This window comes from Ruminococcus sp. Marseille-P6503 (assembly GCF_900604945.1).
Classification (GTDB): domain Bacteria; phylum Bacillota; class Clostridia; order Oscillospirales; family Ruminococcaceae; genus FB2012.
In genome coordinates, this window is record NZ_UWPB01000002.1 from 722,878 (window position 1) to 740,767 (window position 17,890).

At 48.1% G+C, this 17,890-nt stretch carries 16 protein-coding genes; 9 read left to right on the forward strand and 7 right to left on the reverse strand.

Annotation, left to right across the window (positions count from 1 at the left end):
* Nucleotides 1-21 precede the first annotated feature (21 nt).
* Nucleotides 22-2,256 carry a serine hydrolase gene (locus tag EIH25_RS09450; RefSeq protein ID WP_124100813.1) on the forward strand — a complete coding sequence of 745 codons (2,235 nt, stop codon included), beginning with the start codon at nucleotides 22-24 and terminating at the stop codon, nucleotides 2,254-2,256.
* A gap of 71 nt (nucleotides 2,257-2,327) precedes the next feature.
* Here the strand turns inward: EIH25_RS09450 and EIH25_RS09455 are convergent, their stop codons facing one another.
* The 7 genes from EIH25_RS09455 to EIH25_RS09485 form a co-directional block, all read right to left on the reverse strand.
* A complete protein-coding gene (locus EIH25_RS09455) occupies nucleotides 2,328-3,131 on the reverse strand; it encodes a nucleoside phosphorylase (RefSeq protein ID WP_124100814.1) in 804 nt (267 codons plus the stop codon).
* 17 nt (nucleotides 3,132-3,148) lie between these two features.
* Nucleotides 3,149-3,673, reverse strand: coding sequence for a DUF3592 domain-containing protein (locus tag EIH25_RS09460; RefSeq protein WP_124100815.1), 525 nt, complete (start codon nucleotides 3,671-3,673; stop codon nucleotides 3,149-3,151).
* A 60-nt stretch (nucleotides 3,674-3,733) separates the two neighbouring features.
* The gene (gene nadC, locus EIH25_RS09465; protein ID WP_124100816.1) at nucleotides 3,734-4,573 is read right to left on the reverse strand and encodes a carboxylating nicotinate-nucleotide diphosphorylase; all 840 of its coding nucleotides are present in this window, start codon (nucleotides 4,571-4,573) and stop codon (nucleotides 3,734-3,736) included.
* Nucleotides 4,574-4,678: 105 nt separating this feature from the next.
* The gene (locus EIH25_RS09470; protein WP_124100817.1) at nucleotides 4,679-6,199 is read right to left on the reverse strand and encodes an FAD-binding protein; all 1,521 of its coding nucleotides are present in this window, start codon (nucleotides 6,197-6,199) and stop codon (nucleotides 4,679-4,681) included.
* A 298-nt stretch (nucleotides 6,200-6,497) separates the two neighbouring features.
* Nucleotides 6,498-7,385, reverse strand: a complete 888-nt coding sequence (gene thrB, locus EIH25_RS09475) for a homoserine kinase (RefSeq protein ID WP_124100818.1) — start codon at nucleotides 7,383-7,385, stop codon at nucleotides 6,498-6,500.
* Nucleotides 7,386-7,531: 146 nt separating this feature from the next.
* The gene (locus EIH25_RS09480) at nucleotides 7,532-8,770 is read right to left on the reverse strand and encodes a homoserine dehydrogenase (RefSeq protein WP_124100819.1); all 1,239 of its coding nucleotides are present in this window, start codon (nucleotides 8,768-8,770) and stop codon (nucleotides 7,532-7,534) included.
* 66 nt (nucleotides 8,771-8,836) lie between these two features.
* On the reverse strand, nucleotides 8,837-9,283 hold the full coding sequence (locus EIH25_RS09485) for an ACT domain-containing protein (RefSeq protein ID WP_124100820.1): 447 nt from the start codon (nucleotides 9,281-9,283) through the stop codon (nucleotides 8,837-8,839).
* 331 nt (nucleotides 9,284-9,614) lie between these two features.
* Here EIH25_RS09485 and EIH25_RS09490 point away from each other — a divergent pair, with 331 nt between their 5' ends.
* From EIH25_RS09490 to EIH25_RS09525, 8 genes are all read left to right on the forward strand, one after another.
* Nucleotides 9,615-9,920 carry a hypothetical protein gene (locus EIH25_RS09490; protein WP_124100821.1) on the forward strand — a complete coding sequence of 102 codons (306 nt, stop codon included), beginning with the start codon at nucleotides 9,615-9,617 and terminating at the stop codon, nucleotides 9,918-9,920.
* A gap of 210 nt (nucleotides 9,921-10,130) precedes the next feature.
* Nucleotides 10,131-11,168: a V-type ATPase subunit gene (locus EIH25_RS09495; RefSeq protein ID WP_124100822.1), complete on the forward strand. Its 1,038-nt coding sequence runs from the start codon at nucleotides 10,131-10,133 to the stop codon at nucleotides 11,166-11,168.
* A 48-nt stretch (nucleotides 11,169-11,216) separates the two neighbouring features.
* Nucleotides 11,217-13,169, forward strand: a complete 1,953-nt coding sequence (locus EIH25_RS09500) for a V-type ATPase 116kDa subunit family protein (RefSeq protein ID WP_124100823.1) — start codon at nucleotides 11,217-11,219, stop codon at nucleotides 13,167-13,169.
* Between the two features lie 32 nt (nucleotides 13,170-13,201).
* Nucleotides 13,202-13,654, forward strand: coding sequence for an ATP synthase subunit C (locus EIH25_RS09505; RefSeq protein ID WP_124100824.1), 453 nt, complete (start codon nucleotides 13,202-13,204; stop codon nucleotides 13,652-13,654).
* 52 nt (nucleotides 13,655-13,706) lie between these two features.
* A complete protein-coding gene (locus tag EIH25_RS09510) occupies nucleotides 13,707-14,015 on the forward strand; it encodes a V-type ATP synthase subunit F (RefSeq protein WP_124100825.1) in 309 nt (102 codons plus the stop codon).
* Nucleotides 14,016-14,118: 103 nt separating this feature from the next.
* Nucleotides 14,119-14,715, forward strand: coding sequence for a V-type ATP synthase subunit E (locus EIH25_RS09515; RefSeq protein ID WP_124100826.1), 597 nt, complete (start codon nucleotides 14,119-14,121; stop codon nucleotides 14,713-14,715).
* 16 nt (nucleotides 14,716-14,731) lie between these two features.
* Nucleotides 14,732-16,489 carry a V-type ATP synthase subunit A gene (locus EIH25_RS09520; protein WP_124100827.1) on the forward strand — a complete coding sequence of 586 codons (1,758 nt, stop codon included), beginning with the start codon at nucleotides 14,732-14,734 and terminating at the stop codon, nucleotides 16,487-16,489.
* Complete coding sequence (locus tag EIH25_RS09525; protein WP_124100828.1) at nucleotides 16,490-17,881, forward strand: V-type ATP synthase subunit B; 1,392 nt, start codon at nucleotides 16,490-16,492, stop codon at nucleotides 17,879-17,881.
* Nucleotides 17,882-17,890: the final 9 nt, after the last annotated feature.

The following is a 17,890-nucleotide window of genomic DNA, read 5'->3' on the forward strand; positions in this document are numbered from 1 at the left end:
AGAACAAAAGGGGGTTTTGATATGAGATTCAGATTTTCAGCGGCAGTTTTGTGTTCCGTTCTGATGACGGGAACCGTTTTTCTGACTGCGGACAAGCTTGCGGTCACTTCATACGCGCAGGAGCATATTCACAGCTACAGCAAGACTACAATAACTGAACCTGGTTGTGAAAACGGCGGCGAGTATTATTATGTATGCAGCTGCGGCGACGAGTATTATGAGTATCCGGGGGCTCTTGGTCATATCGAAAGCGAATGGATAACCGATAAAAAGCCTACCTCATCTGATTGGGGTCATAGATATATTAAATGCACAAGGTGCGAAAAAGTTCTTAAAGAGGAGGATCTCCCTCCTGAGGCTATAGATATTTCCAAATGCAGCGTAGGATATAAAGCTGCTTACACCTATACAGGAAAAGCGATAACTCCTGCCGTTGCCGTAGGTCTTGACGGAAAAAATCTGATAAAGGGCTCCGATTATACGGTGGAGTACCGTAACAATACGGACATCGGTACGGCTGTCATTATTATTAAAGGAAAGGGAGAATATACCGGAACACTTACCAGATCCTTTGTCATTACCGGTCCGTCGGTTAAGGCTCCGAGCGGCTTTGCCAACACCAATTCCTCTCCTACGGTAGTAAGACTGGAATGGAATAAGGTAAGCGGCGTTTCCGGCTATAAGCTTCAGAAGTGGAATTCCCAGAAGAAGGTGTGGGAAACCTACAAAATATTTTCAGCGGATACCGTAAGGCATAATCAGGGAGGTCTGCGCGAGGGAACTACGCTTAAATACCGTATACAGAGCTACAAAAGGATAGGAAGCAGAACCTTTTACAGCACATGGTCAGAAATTTACGCGTCGACCGATCCTGGCAAGGTAAAAGCTTTGAGAGCGGTTTCGGTAACCGAGTCAGGCTACACTATTAAATGGTCGGCTGTAAGAAACGCGGACAAGTATATAGTTTACCGCTACGACGCTGCGACCAACAGCTATAAAAAGCTGAAAACAGTAACCGGAACCTCGCTGAAAATTACGGACAGGGCGGCGGGACAGAGGAACGCCTACAAGGTTCAGGCAGTTAAGGTCAGAAGCTGGAAAACCTACGAGGGACAGCTGGTGAAAATGAAGTTTTCCTCAAAGCCCTCTCAGGTGAAAAATCTGAAAACCGAGACGGACAGACGAACTCTGGAAATAAGCTGGAGCAAGGTACCAAACGCTACCGGATATCAGGTTTATTATAATTCGGCGAAAACAGGAAATTCAACGCTTATAAAGGAAATAGGCTCCGGCAGTGTCACAAGCCTTACCACAAAGGCGCTGCCTACCGGAAAAAGCTATTACATCAAGGTGAGAGCGGTTTCAGAAACTCCCGATGTCAGGATTGCCGGAAAATGCTCCGAATGGCGAAAGTCCAGGGTATTTAATGATAAGAGCTATGATTCGGTAATTAACGGATACAGTAATTCCTATTCGGTAACGGTGTCCAACGGTCAGGGCTACAGTATATCCTCCGGCGCGAAAAACCGGCTATACAAATCTCTTACCGGATTAGGCGGAACGGCAAGCTTTCTTATGCTTGACCTTGACAGCGGAGCACTGGTTGCTTACAACGCAAAGTCATACCTCGGAACTGCCAGTACGGTAAAAATGCCTTATATGCTTTACTGTCTGCAGGAGATGGAGGACGGCTACCCCTCAATGGACGCCAAGCTGACCTACCGAAGCGGCGATTACTCGAGCGGTTCGGGAATAATCAAGAACTACAGCTTCGGAACGCAGTTTACCATAAGGCAATGTATGCAGTATATCTTTGACTACAGCGATAACTGCGCGTATTATATGCTTCAGGATTATTTCGGATATTCCGGCTATAACGACTACATAGCTTCGCTTGGCTGCAGAACTACAATGAGCGCCAGCCAGCGGTGGGGATATGTTTCCGCGGCGGATTCCGCCAAGGAGTGGATCAGAATGTATGACTATATCTACAGCGGAAGGTACGCCGACTTTATCCGCGGCGGACTGGCGTCGTCTACCGCCAGCAATTTCAGGATCGGTCTTAACGGAAGGTATACCGTATATTCCAAGTGCGGCTGGACGGACGAGCTTCATCACGATACCGCCGTGGTAGAGGCGGAGCACCCGTATGTGCTTATATGTCTTACCAACCGCGTAAGCGCTTCCAGACTTCAGGAGGTCGCAAGAGCGGCGGACGCTGTTCATACGGAAATGTGGAGTTACTATAATAAATAGCTGCATGAAAAAGCGGACGGTCTGTTACAGATCGTCCGCTTTGTGTTTGTATAATTTTCAGCAGCAGTCAGTTACAGCTTGCCGTTTTGCTTTCCGTCCTCGGCAATAAGCCTTCTGATCGCGCTTATTACACATTTTATAGCCCGCGAGGAATCATAGGTTATGTTGTCGGGAAGCCCCGCCTTTGAACGTTCAACGTTCCAGAGGGCGGTAAGTATTCCTCCGCAGCGCACCTTTCTGGCAGTACATACTGCAAAGACCGCTGCACATTCCATTTCGGAGGTAAGACAGCCGCATTTAAGATAGCTTTCCCACCTCTGCTTTATGTCTGAAGCCATCGGAGAAGCGTCCGGCTCCACCTCGCCGTAAAAGCTGTCCTTTGAATGAACTACGCCTACATGACAGCGTTTTCCGGTTTCGTCCGCCGAAAGCTCCCGCGCCGCCTGAACCAAGGCGGAGGTTACCTGAAAATCCGCAACCGCGGGATAATCGGGAGGCAGATACTCCGCTGTTGTGCCTTCTCCTCTTACGGCCGCTGACGCGATGCACAGATCTCCGCCGCTTACCTTGAGATCCATTCCGCCGCTGGTGCCTATTCTGATAAAGGTGTCGGCGCCGCATTTGACCAGCTCCTCCACTGCGATAGCGGCTGACGGACCGCCTATTCCTGTAGAGCAGACCGTCACCTTTTCTCCGTCAAGACAGCCTGTATAGACGTTGTATTCACGGTTGTGGGCTACCTGCGCCGCATTGTCAAGCAGCGCCGCGATTTTAGGGACCCTTCCCGGATCTCCCGGCAGGATAACGTATCGTCCGACCTCGTCCGGCAGCGTCTGAATGTGAAACTGTCTTTTCCCGTCCATAATGCTTGCCATATCAGCAGCTCCTTTCGCTATCGGAAATCGTTGTAGTATTCCGTATCGTCCGTTTCAACGTATAAATCCGGCTGCTCAAGACCGTCTTGTTTTTTTCGCATCTTGATATTAAATACGATTGTTACGACGGCAATAACCGTAAACAGCGCTCCCATTCCTCCGAAAATATAAAAAAGAATTTTATAAACGTTATCCCCGCCATCATAAAATTCCTCAGGATCATTCGGATTGATATAAAGAGAAAGGCTCTGCCCCTTATAATAATTGCACGGGTTGGAGTAGGAATTTCTCTGCTTGACATATTCCTGTCCGTTGACCTCATAACTGAACACAGGCGCGTAAACGGTTCCGTCACTGTCGGTCTTGCTGACGATATCTACTACCTTGGCATATGTTCTGACGGTGCAGCTTTCCTTTTTGTCCTGCTCGTAGAACCTCACGCCTATTCCTACGCAAAGAAAAACGACCCCGACGATCAAGAATATTGCCGGCAATAACGCCGCGGATGAAATTATGCCCCGTCTGTTTTTTCTCATAACCATAATAATTCCCCTTTATTTTTTATTTTATGTGTTTTCTGATAAAAGAAGTCCGTCCAGACTCTATTTATCTATTTTCATAGATATGTCAAAAGCCTTTACAGAATGAGTAATTGCGCCGATAGAAATAATATCTACTCCCGTTTCGGCTATTTCCCTTATCGTTTCGGCAGTTACGTTGCCGGAGGCCTCAAGCTTCGCCCTGCCGTTCGTTATCTCGACGGCCTTTGCCATGTCCTCGCAGCTCATATTGTCAAGCATTATGATCTCGACGCCGAGACCGAGAGCCTCCTGAAGCTGCTCCAGATTGCCGACCTCCACCTCGATTTTTACGGTATGCCCCATTTTTTCTCTCAGGGCGCCGACTGCTCCCGCCATGCTGCCGTAGGCGTCAAGATGGGTGTCCTTCAGCATCGCGCAGTCTGACAGATTGTAGCGGTGGTTTTTACCTCCGCCTACCGTAACCGCATATTTTTGCAGCGCTCTCAGACCGGGCAGCGTTTTTCTGGTGTCTGCGATCGAAGCCTTGGTGCCCTCCACAAGCTTTACGCATTTGTTTGTCGCGGTAGCTACCCCGGACATATGCTGTAAAAGATTCAAAGCCGTTCTTTCGCCTTTGAGCAAGGCTCTTGTTTTTCCTGTGATCTTAGCTATTATGTCGCCTTTTTTTACAGGTTCGCCGTCGTGAATAAGCGCCTCGAATTCAGCCCCGCTGTCAAGCAGTGAAAAAACTCTCAAGGCTATGTCGATTCCGCACAGAATACCGCTGTCCTTTGCAACGTATTTAGCGGAAGCGACCGCGTTTTCGTCAACCAGATAATCGGTAGTTACGTCAACGTAGTTAATATCCTCAAGCAGAGCGGCTTTAATTATATCGTCGACCTGAAACTGCATTAATGTCATATTAAAAATCCCTTTCGTATATCGTTTAATTTTCCAGCATTCAAAATACACGTCTTTAACCTGCCCTCAAGGTTAGACAACAGCCGAAATTGCCGGACAGCCGACTTAATCCTTTTTGTTTTCCTCAGGCGCGTCAAAAGCAGGCTGAGGAGTAAGCTCCGCGTTTTCCGACGCGATTTTGTAAGCCTCTCCCAGGATTATATAAGCAACGGTCGCAAGCGATCTTGCCTCAACATAATCCTTGTCTATCCTGAACCTGCCGGTATCAAGGATCTCCTTTATGTGTATAATGCGCTCGTATCCCGCAAACAAAGCGGGAATATCCGGAATAACGAAATATGCCGTCTGCATGATCTTTCTTATTTCCGTTCTCAGTCCCGACGGAATGTGCGGAGCGTTTTCGCAAAAATCAAAATCATAAGGCATGAACGCCTTGCCGCGGTTTTTAAGCTTTTCGCTGATATCCGCCGCCGCTCTTCTTGAAAATACCAGCGCTTCCAGCAGTGAATTGCTTGCGAGGCGGTTATTTCCGTGAACTCCGGTGCAGGAGCATTCTCCGCAGGCGTAAAGACCGTCAACTGTGGTCCTTGCATAGGTGTCTACCTTTATTCCGCCCATAAGGTAGTGCTGGCACGGGAAAATCGGTATCATATCGGTAGTCATATCGTATCCGGCTTTGAGAAGATTTGAGTATATCATGGGGAAGCGCCGCTTTATAAAATCAGGATCCTTGTGGGTAATATCCAGATAAAATTTATCTGAGCCGGTTTTTTTTGATTCAAAGATTATTGAGTGTGAAACAACATCTCTCGGAGCAAGCTCAAGACGTTTGTCGTAGTTCTGCATGAACCGCTCGCCGTCGCAGTTTTTCAGATACGCTCCCTCGCCTCTGACCGCTTCGGATATTAGGAAACATTCCCTTGTGTGACGGTTGTTGAAGGCGGTGGGATGAAACTGTATGTAGCTCAGATTTTTTATTTCCGCGCCCATATTGTAAGCCATAGTTATTCCGTCGCCGGTGGCAATAGCGGAATTGGTGGTGTATTCGTATACTCTTCCGATTCCTCCCGTAGCGAAAACGGCGCAGCGTGAGTTGCAGACTGTATATTCGCCGTCTTTCAGAACCAGAAATGAAAATCCGGAAGCTGTCTTTTTACAGTCGCACATTACGGCATTTTCCCATATAGTAACATTTTCAAGCTGCTGAACATTTTTTAAAAGAGTGTTTTCGATCTCAGCGCCCGTGGCGTCCTTATGATGGAATATCCTGTGCATTCCGTGTCCGCCCTCTAAAGTACGGTGATAATCGCCGTTGGGGAGCTTATCAAAATCCACTCCCAGCTCGATTATTTTGGCTATATCGATTTTCGCCTCGTTGACAAGAACATCAGTCGAAACCGGATCGTTTTCAAAGCCGCCGGCAACAAACGTATCCTGCTTATGCTTTTCGGGCGAATCCTCCGGACTTTCGTAAACGCCGGCAATTCCTCCTTGAGCCAGCGAGGAGTTGCACAGAGTAAGCTCCATTTTTGAAAGAATAAGCACCTTAAGGCTGCGCGAAAGATTATATGCTCCGTAAAGTCCTGCCACTCCGCACCCTGCGATGATCACGTCATAATTGTTCATATCTGCGTCTGCGCCGTATTTCAGCGGTATTGTCCGCACGCCGCAGACCTGCACCCTCTTTCGTTTGAACATTCGGTATTTTTCATGCCGTTTACTTCTAAACCAAGCTGTTTTTACATAATTATCTGCATATACTTATTTTATTATAGCATATATCGTAAAATATTTCAATAATAAATTGTAAAACCGCAGATCTGAACCGTTAAGGTCAAAATTTTCATCTCTATTGCAAGCAGATATAAAAGCGCGCCCGATCATACTGCGGACGCGCCGGTTCAGCGTTATGTGATTTATTGCTTCAGCAGAGCGTAGTACCGTTGTTGTCGATGTGAAACTCGTGAACCTCCCAGCCGGAAAGCCCTGCGTTTTCAAGAGAAAATTTCATCTTGCCCGCGAAATAGGTGTTTTCCTCATCGACTATCGCCATGATAGTAGGACCGGCGCCGCTGATGTAAGCTCCGTAAGCGCCGTGAGTGTAGGCAATATCGAAAACCTCCCGGCAGTGAGGAATAAACTCCATTCTGTAAGGCTGGTGAAGCTTGTCGTGAACGGCGGTGCGCAGGTTTTCAAATTTTCCTGTCAGCAGCGAAGCGGAGAACAGGGCGGCTCTGGAAAGATTATAAACCGCGTCGTTGTGGGAAACCTCCTTGGGAAGGCAGGCTCTTGCCTTTTCCGTTTTCAGTTCGAAGTCGGGGATTATCGCCGTAAATTTCAGCTTCGTAAACACCTCCTGCTTTACCCAGTGAACCTTTCTTCCGTCGAAAACGGCGGTAACTATCCCTCCCAGCAGGGCAGGAGCCGTATTGTCCGGATGACCTTCTATCTGAGCGGCAAGGTCAACGAGATCGTCAGTGGTAAGAGGATTGCCCAGCATATGGTTTGCTCCGGCAAGTCCCGCCACAATACAGGCCGACGACGATCCCAGCCCTCTCGCCATAGGGATGTTGTTGGTCTGAACCAGCTTCAGACCTTCAAGCTTTCTGCCGCATACGGCGAACAGATCCTTCGCCGATATGTAAATGAGATTCTTTTCGTCGGCAGGAATGTCCAGTCCGTCGGCGGAGGAAATATCTATCCTGTCGGATTCCTCCATCTCAACATAATTGTAAAAGGTAAGAGCAAGCCCCAGCGCGTCAAAGCCTGCGCCCAGATTTGCCGAGGTTGCGGGGATCTGTATTTTCATAATTGTGAAACTCCTTAATAACGCGTCAGAGGTGAAGCGTTAAAATATATACCGTGAAAATCCTAGAAAACTGATGCTTAAAGCAGATTGGATCTTTCTAGTACTTATATCGGTACGCTCTCAGGCCGCGGCTGACATTTCCGCCATAATTACAGCAGTCTTATCTTGCTGGCTATTTCACAGGAATGTGAGAGTATCGTCAGATTTGTGTCAATGTCGGCTTCAACCATGTTGGGAGTAATGAAGGCAAGCTCGTTTTCGGGTCTGCCCGCGCGTTCAATATACATCAGCTTGCCGAACATCTCGGAAATAGCCGGCTTCAGGGCGTCCGCGTCCTCAGCCTTTATGCGGACGTACATTGAAGTTTCCTGAGTCTTGTAATCAACGACATAGCTTTTGTCATGGCTGTCCTCCCAGCTCATCGCGAGGACTCTGTTATGATGCTTAAGACAGTCTATTATATCTCCGACTACAGCGGAAGCTGTCGGCAGCTTTCCGGCGCCCTGTCCGTAGAAAAGAACATCTCCTACTCCGTCGCCAGTTACGGAAATGGCGTTGTATACGTCGTCCACCGAGGCAAGAAGATTGCTCTTTGAAACCAGTCTGGGGCATACGATGGCGGATACATGACCCTCGCCCGCCGGCTTTACCGAGCCTATCAGCTTGATAGCATATCCGGCGTTTTCGGCATACTCAACGTCGTCCAGCGTAATGCGGGAAATTCCGGAGCAGTGAACCGTTTCGGGATATATCTGCTTTCCGTATGCGAGAGAACCGAGAATACATATCTTGCGGCAGGCGTCGTGACCCTCAACGTCGGCAGTGGGGTCCTTTTCCGCATAGCCCAGCTCCTGAGCCATTTTAAGCGCGGACTCAAAGTCCATCTGATCCTTTATCATTTTTGACAGTATAAAATTAGTGGTACCGTTTAATATGCCGGAAATCTGCTCGATCTCGTTTCCGGCAAGGCATTTATTGAGCGGTCTGATGATCGGTATACCGCCGCCTACGCTTGCCTCAAAAAGATAGTTGCAGTTGTGCGCTCTTGCAATTGAAAGCAGCTCCGCGCCATGGGTAGCCACAAGCTCCTTGTTTGACGTAACGACGCTCTTTCCGCGTTCAAGCAGCTTTTTGGTGTATTCATAGGCGAAGGTTGCGCCTCCCACTACCTCGGCTACCACCTCTATTTCCTCGTCGTTCAATATAACGTTGAAATCCTTGACAAGCTTGTCCTCAAAGGGATCGCCGGGGAAATCCCTCAGATCGCAGATATATTTAATATCGCAGTCTCTTCCTACCTTTTTTGAAATAGATTCTTTGTTCTTTTCAAAAAGCTCAACAGTTCCGGAGCCTACCACTCCGTAACCGATAATACCAACCTTACTCATAAATTATACCATTCCTTTCATTCAAAAGCACAGCTCTGTATTCCGCTGTTCTGTATTGAATATTATTTATTCTCCCGATATTATTTTGACGTCTACAACTCCGTCCGTTTTTGAAAGCTCGCTTCGCAGGGCGGCAGTGCTTACGGTTTCGTACTCCAGCCTTACTGATATCGTTACGGTTGCGACTGAATCGATAGGTATATTCTGATTTATCGTCAGAATATTGGCGTTAAGCTCATACAGCTTTGAAATTATTGAAGAAAGCACGCCCTTTTCATCTCTCAGCAGGCAGTATACCGATACGATCTTATTGGTAAACTGCTCTTCGTAATTAAATACGGAATCCTTGTATTTGTAATATGCGCTCCGTGAAATTCCCGCCACTCTGCAGGCCTCCGCCGATGTGGAAGCTATTCCGGAAGCCCTGAGCCGTTTGGCTTCAAGCACCTTTGAGATTATTTCCGGCAGAACCTCGGAGCTTACGATTACCAGCTTTCTTTCATTGTCCGACAAAATAAGTCCACCCCCAACAAACAGGTGTATTTGCGATAAATACAAATATATCATGTTTTTTGTTGTTTGTCAAGGTAAGAGGATAAAATTAACTGACAAATTTAATGTCCGGCGGATTTATTTGCTGTGCAATATTCACAATTCTTTTCAGTAGGGGTCGTCCCGCAAAAATATTTGTCATTAATTAATAAATAGTCTGCTCAATGAAACGTGAAAACAGTCAAAATAACCAAAAAGCTTTTAAAAAGCTAAAGTTTTGACCTTGCTTTCTTGAAAAAAATCCGCAAGTGTTGTACAATAACTATATATTCGGCTTTAAAGGGTGGATTTTATGGATATAATTGCTGAAATACTTAATACCGAGAAGATCGCCGAGGACAGGCTTAAAGCCGCCGAAGAGGAAAAGCTGCGGATCATAAATGAAACGGCTCAGGCGGAGGAAAGGCTTCAAAGCGAGGCGGAGAAAGAAATAAACAGCTACAGGGCTTCAAAGCAGACTGAAACCGACGCCGCGATAGAAAAGCTGGTAAGCGGTATCAACGCCGAATGCGGCGAAAGAATAAGCGGACTTGACCGGCTTTATGAAAAAAATCATGCCGATTGGGAAAACGGGATTTTTGAGCGCATTGTGACCTAGGCGGATAACGCCTGAGTTCAGGGGTAAATATTTTAATTCAGCAGGATTTGTCCTTCTCTGCTCATTACAGGCGGCTTTAAGCCGCCCTTGTCACGTTTGAAAAGCGGCATATCCTCATATCCGAAAATAATTCGGCGATACCGCAGCGCCGGCTGTTTATACCTGAGCTGCCGTACGGTATCTTAAATTAATGCGTAAGGAGGGCTTCGATTGCTTGAGAGCTGTTCGACCAATGCTACGGTCACTAAAATAAGGGCTATCCACGGTACAATGCTCAAATGCGGTAATTATCATGAAATGGTAAGCATGAGAAGCGTGCCGGAGGTTGCCGAATATCTCCGGAGATCTCCCAGATTCAGAGAGGTTCTGGGTGATGTGGATCCCAATACGGTTCATAGGGGATTTCTTGAGAGTCTGCTTAATAAGGCGAACTTTGATACCTATGTAAGACTTTGCAGTTTTCAGGGGCTTGACAAGGTACCGTTTTATAATTTTATTATACAGAAAAGAGAATGCGAGCAGCTGCTTAATTTGGTAAATGCCTTAAATTCAGGGCTAGACCGGAAGTTTATCGAGGAGCTTCCGGGATATGTGATACGCCATTCGGAGCTTGACCTGCTTTCGCTTTCGGAGGCTTCCGATTTTGACGATATTCTCCTGAAGCTGAGAGGCACGCCTTATTACAGGGTTATGCGCTCGGTTGGGCGTTCGGAGGACGGAAAGGCGGATTATACCGACTGTGAGCTTAAGCTGCGTACTTTTTATTATAAACGTCTGATCGGGTACATTGAAAAGGATTTACGCGCTTCAGATGAAAGAGAGCTTAAAAAGCTGATTTTCAGCGAGGTGGATACGATCAATATTATCAACGCTTACAGACTGAAAGCATTTTTCGGCTATACTCCCGAACAGATAAGAAAGAGCCAGCTGCCGTTTACCAAAACGGGGAAAAGCCGCATGAACCTGCTTTATGAAAGCGATACTCCGCGGGAGATGATCTCCAGGCTGGAGAAAACGGTCTACGGCAGAGGCTTTCAGGGAGAATATGAGCATATTGAAACAAAGGTCAATTCATATACCTATCAGCTTATGAAGCATACGGTGTCCGTATCCACTTCGGCGCCTGTAGCGATCTACGCTTTTATGAAGCTGTGCGATATAGAGGTAAATAATATTGTGCATATAATCGAGGGAGTAAGATACGACGTCGATCCGGCAATGCTGGAGGGAAAGCTGATTATATGCTGATTTTTCTGAGGAAACGCTTTGGCGTATTCACGGGAAAGGAGAAAAGAAATGGCTATAGAAGAAATGGAGCTTGTTACTATCGTCGGGCTTATGAGCGAGCTTGATTCGGTTCTGCTCAAATGCTGTGAAAGCGGCTGCTTTCATATGGAGCCTGCCTTTGTGTCCGCCTCCGAAAGCCACGGACTCAAGCTTCTGAACGATAAAAATCCTTACGACGTACCTCTTAAGGGTCTGGCTTCGATAGCGACTTCGCTTGGAATAAAGCTGAAGGAAACTGATTTTTCAGATTGCGCTCTTGAAAGCGGAGAGGATTTCAGCTTATTCTGCGACCGTCTGGAAAAACCGCTGGCTGAGCTGTCGGAAAAGAAACAGAAGGCGCTTCAGATAATTTCCGAGAGAAAGGGAGCCGTTATCCAGCTGAATCATCTCAAGGGCCTGAACGAGGAGTTTGACAGAATATTCAGCTGCCGCCACGTTGCGGTAAGAGTTGGAAAGCTTCCGCTTGAAAGCCGTGAAAAGCTGGAATTTTACGATCAGGAATTTTTCTTTGTTCCGTTCGATACGGACAGAAGCTTCTGCTGGGGAATGTATTTCTGTCCCCGCGAAATCAAGGATATTGTGGACGATCTTTTTAAGTCCATGTATTTTGAAAGAATAGTTATTCCGGATTTTGTAACTGGAAATACCGCGGAGGCGTTTGAACGTCTTAACGCTGAGATCGGCGAGAATGTCCGAATGGCGGAAGAATATGACGAAAGCCTTTCCGATTTTGCGAAAGAACATGAGGACGAGATACAGCGGGCGTTCACCAAGCTTAAATTCAAGCACGACACTTTCGATCTGAGGAAAAACGTAGGCGCGCTAAAGGACAAGATATATATAAAGGGATTTATACCGAAAAAAAATCACAAAAGCTTTGAAAAGCTGTTTGAAGACAGCAGAACAGTGTCGGTAGTGTATATGCCGCCTGACGCTGACGCTTCCTGCACTCCGCCGACGGTGCTGAAAAATTCATGGTTTACCAGACCCTTCGGTATGCTTGTGGAAATGTACGGGCTTCCGGACTACGGCGGATTTAATCCGACAGGCTTCGTCGCGATAACCTATTCGCTGCTGTTCGGAATAATGTTCGGCGATCTTGGTCAGGGCTTTCTGGTATTCCTGCTCGGTTTGTTCGTCGGACGGAAGATGTCCCCCCAGATGGGAGGGATGATGTCGAGAGTGGGAATCTCAAGCATGATCTTCGGCACGCTTTACGGCTCGGTATTCGGATTTGAAGAGCTGCTTGATCCTGTATATGAAAGTCTGGGAATAGATTTTCTTCCGCTTAAAATCTTCAAGCAGACAAACTTTATACTGCTTACCGCGGTCGCTATAGGAATAGCGCTGATAGTCGTTTCAATAATCATCAATATTTATGTGGGCTTTAAGCAGAAGGACTATGAGAGGGCGGTATTCGGCTGCAACGGCATAGCCGGGCTTGTGTTCTATACCTCCGTAGTTGTCGGAGTGGTCGGAACAATGCTGATGGATATTCATGTTATGTCAACGCCCTTCGTAATTTTTCTTATAGTGATACCCGCGCTGTGTATTTTTTGCAGGGTTCCGTTTGCGGCAGTGATGAAATACAGGGAATTCAGGCTCTCCGAGGACGGAGAAAAGATGACGGTAGGAAACTTTATCGTTGAAAACTTCTTTGAGATGTTTGAATATGTCCTGAGCTACGTTTCAAATACCATGTCCTTTCTGAGAGTAGGAGGCTTCGTGCTTTCCCACGCCGGAATGATGCTTGTTGTAATGACGCTTATGGACGGGGCCGCGTTGGCGGCTCAGCCGCTGGTAGCGGTTGTGGGAAACGCTTTCGTTATGGTCATGGAGGGCATGATAGTTGCCATTCAGATAATCAGGCTGGAATTTTACGAGATATTCTCTCGCTTCTACGACGGAAACGGGAAACCCTTTGACCCGATCGGAGTCAGATTCTCTCCGCAGGTCGATTGATATATTAATACATTGTTTTGGAGGAATTTGTTATGCTTAAATTATTTCTTTTACCGCTTGCAGCGGTTGTTCTTCTGTGCGTGCCGTTTGTTTTCATGGCAAAGAAAATAAAAAGCGGTAAATCGCCGAAAGGCGCGTTTATCGGAAACCTCTGTACCTTTGCCGGAGTTATGGGTCTTGGCGTTATACTGCCGCTGGGCGGCTTCGTTTCAGCGGCGGCGGACGAGGGCAGCGTTATTGCGGCTCTTTCTACAGGCGCCGGACTCGGCTATCTCGCGGCCGCGCTTGCGGTAGGACTTTCCTGTATAGGAGCGGGTATCGCCGTTGCGGCGGGCGCTCCGGCGGCAATAGGGGCTGTTTCGGAGGATCCCAAGGCGTTCGTTAAGGCGCTTATATTCGTTGTTCTCGGCGAAGGTATCGCGCTTTACGGACTGCTTATCGCTATTCTGATAATCTCAAATATGGGAACCCTGCTGGGCATATAAATCGATCAGAAACGGAGGCGCGTCCATGTGCGGCTGCGCATGGGAATTTATTATGAAGTTTTATCTTATAAGCGACAATATAGATACCCAGATCGGAATGCGTCTTGCAGGCGTCGAGGGCGTCGTGGCTCATACCTCGCAGGAGGTTTCAGCGGCTCTTGACAGCGCTATGGAGATGGAGAATGTGGGAGTCGTACTGATGACCGAGCTGGCGGTAAAGCAATGCCGCGAAAAGGTCTACGGCTATAAGCTCAGCAGAAAGCTTCCGCTTATAGTGGAGATACCCGACAGACACGCGACCTCCAGAATTTCCGATACTATTTCAAGGTATCTGAGAGAAGCTGTCGGAATCAAGCTTTGATTTTTATTTCTGGGGCAGAACCAAACGCCGGATCGGACGCCTGCGCGAAAACACGGCGGCAGACCGATCGTCTAATCTAAGGATTGAAATGAGTTGATAAACGATGACAGACGAAGCACAGAAGCTGCGCCGTTTTAAGGACGCGGTTTATACCGAAGCCGAGGGAAAGGTAAACAAGCTTATTTCCGAGGCGCGCAGCGAAAAGGACGCAAAGCTTAAAGAGGCGCGTGAAAGCGTGAGCAGCCGTATTTCTGAGGAAAAGCTGCGGATCGACAAGGAACAGCGGCAGCGGCTTACCAGAGAGGTTTCAGCGGCGAGGCTTGAAGCTCAGCGCAGGATTTTGCTTCATAGAGAGGAGCTTTCCGGCAGGGTTTTTGAAAACGTAAAAAAGCGGCTTGAGGATTTCAGAAACAGCGGCGGCTACAGCGTATGGCTGGAAAGAGCCGTTATGACGGCAAGAGAACAGTATCCGGAACAAACGGGCGTAATAATCCTTTCTCCTGCCGATGAAAAATACGCCGCAAAGCTGAAAAGCGTTTCGGGTTTTGAAGCAGAGGCTGATCCGTCCATACTGCTGGGCGGAGTAAGCGTGCGGTTTGATAATATAAACGTGGTTATCGACTGCACATTTGATTCCGCGCTGGAGGAGGAATCGGAAAGCTTCTGCCGTACTGCCGGTCTGGCGGTAGGACAGGAATAACTGGGAGATTTTCGGTATGGATAAAATTTATTCTATAAACGGTCCTGTTGTAAAGGTCAAAAATACAAAGTCCTTTTCAATGCTTGAAATGGTCTATGTGGGAAACAGACGGCTTATTTCCGAGGTTATCGGAGTAGCCGAGGACTTTACCACCATTCAGGTATATGAAGGGACCACCGGGCTGATGCCGGGCGAGCCTGTGGCAGGCTCCGGAGCGCCGATGTCCGCGGTTCTGGGGCCGGGGATAATAAGCAATATATTTGACGGGATAGAAAGACCTCTGCGCAGGCTCGAGCAGCTGACCGGCGCGTTTATCGACGACGGAGCGGAGGTTTCCTCGCTGGATACGGAGAAAAAGTATTCCTGCGCCGTCAGGGTGCGCGCGGGCGACAGGCTGGAGCCGGGACAGGTCTACTGCTCCTGTCAGGAAACTCCTGTCATAGAGCACAGGTGTATGCTTTCGCCTTTGTCGAAGGGCGGCGAGGTTATATGGATCGCAGACGACGGCGAGTATGCCGTCAGCGATACGGTGGTGAAAATAAAAAATATCTACGGCGAGACCGAGGAGCTTACCCTTTGCCAGAAATGGCCTATAAGAACTCCGCGTCCATGCGCCGAAAGGCTTCCTATAGACCGTCCCCTTATTACCGGTCAGCGTATAGTAGATACGGTACTTCCTATCGCCAAGGGCGGCACCGCCGCGATACCGGGAGGCTTCGGAACGGGAAAGACCATGACCCAGCACCAGCTTGCAAAGTGGTGCGACGCCGATATAATAGTGTATATCGGCTGCGGAGAGAGAGGCAACGAGATGACTCAGGTGCTTGAGGAATTTTCGGAGCTTATCGACCCGAGAACCAACCGTCCTCTTACCGACAGGACCGTACTTATCGCGAACACCTCAAATATGCCTGTTGCGGCAAGAGAGGCGTCGATATATACGGGAATAACCCTGGCGGAATATTACCGAGATATGGGCTATCATATAGCTATTATGGCGGACTCCACCTCGAGGTGGGCGGAGGCTCTCAGGGAAATTTCGGGACGTCTTGAGGAAATGCCTGCCGAAGAGGGCTTTCCTGCGTATCTTCCGTCGAGAATATCAGAATTTTACGAAAGAGCCGGCTATGTAAGAACTCTCGGCGGAGACGAAGGCTCAGTTACCATTATCGGAGCGGTTTCGCCGCAGGGCTCTGACTTTTCGGAGCCGGTCACACAGAATACCAAACGATTCGTCCGCTGTTTCTGGGCGCTGGACAAATCCCTTGCATATGCCAGACACTATCCGGCAATAAACTGGAATACCAGCTATTCGGAATATGTGGAGGAGCTTCAGGACTATTATAACGGAAACGTTGCCCCGGATTTTATGGCGGTAAGGCAGGAGATTTCAAACATTCTGGTGGAGGAAAACACTCTGATGGAGATCGTCAAGCTCATGGGCACCGACGTTCTTCCGGACGATCAGAAGCTGCTTATCGAGACCGCAAGGATCGTAAGGGTCGGCTTTTTGCAGCAGAACGCATATCATAAGGACGATACCTATGTTCCGCTTGAAAAGCAGTACCTTATGATGAAGGCGATACTCAGGTTTTACGGGCTTGCCAGAAAAGCGCTCGCCGACGGTGTGAACGTGGATAAAATAATCCAGTGCGGCTGGATCGAGAAGCTTATAAAAATCAAATATGACATTCCGAATGACGGATTGGAGCAGTTCGGCGTCTTTGAGCGGGAAATGGAAAAGGATTTTGCTCAGCTTACGGAGGTGCGGTAATTGAATTTAAAGTATGTAGGACTCAGCGAGATAAACGGACCTCTGGTGGTGCTGGATAAGGTCAGCGGTATAAGCTATGACGAAATGGCTGAAATACGCCTTGACGACGGAACAAGACGGCTTGCGAGAGTGGTGGAGGTATCCGAGAATAAAGCCGTTTTGCAGGTGTTTGAGGGAACAAAGGGACTGTCGCTGAAAAATACAGCTACAAAGTTTGAGGGCAGACCTATGGAGCTTGCGCTTTCAACGGAAATGCTGGGACGGATTTTCAGCGGCGCGGGCAAGCCTATAGACGGACTGGGGGATATTTATCCCGAAAAGTACGCCGATATAAACGGAAAGCCATTGAATCCCGTTTCAAGAAGCTATCCGAGAAACTATATAAACACCGGAATTTCGTCCATTGACGCTCTTATGACGCTCATAAGAGGTCAGAAGCTGCCTATCTTTTCCGGCTCGGGGCTTTCGCATAACAAGCTGGCGGTTCAGATCGTAAGGCAGGCGAAGATAGCCGATGAAAACGGCCAGGATTTCGCTGTAGTTTTCGGCGCTATGGGCGTTAAGAACGACGTTGCGGATTATTTCAGGCGGCGCTTTGAGGAAACCGGCTCGCTCCAGAGAGTAGCCATGTTCATAAATATGTCCAACGACCCTATCATCGAGCGTATTCTTACGCCGAGGTGCGCTCTTACCTGTGCCGAATATCTTGCCTTTGAGCATAATATGCATATTCTGGTTATCCTGACGGATATGACTTCGTATGCCGAGGCGTTGAGGGAATTTTCCTCCTCAAAGGGCGAGATCCCGGGAAGGAAGGGCTATCCGGGCTATCTTTACTCTGATCTTGCTTCGATATATGAAAGAGCGGGGATCGTAAAGGGCTCAGACGGCTCTGTCACGCAGATACCTATACTTACTATGCCTAACGACGATATTACTCATCCGGTTCCTGATCTGACGGGATATATTACCGAGGGGCAGATAGTTATGGACAGAAGCCTTGACCAGACTGGAGTGTATCCTGCGGTTTCAGTTCTGCCCAGTCTTTCAAGGCTTATGAAGGACGGGATAGGCGAAGGCTATACCAGAGAGGATCACCAGATGCTAGCAAATCAGCTTTTTGCGGCGTATGCGAAGGTATCCGACGCAAGAGCGCTTGCTTCCGTTATCGGCGAGGAGGAGCTTTCTGAAACCGATAAGGCGTATATCAGATTCGGCGTTTTGTTTGAGGAGCGCTTTATCAATCAGGGCTTTGACGTAAACAGAACGATTGAAGAAACTCTTGATTTGGGCTGGGGGCTGCTTTCGTCGCTGCCTAAATCCGAGCTTGATCGGGTAGACGAAGAACATCTTGAGAAATATTACAGCGCGGAAAAAACCGAAAGCAGCTGATTGCCGGCT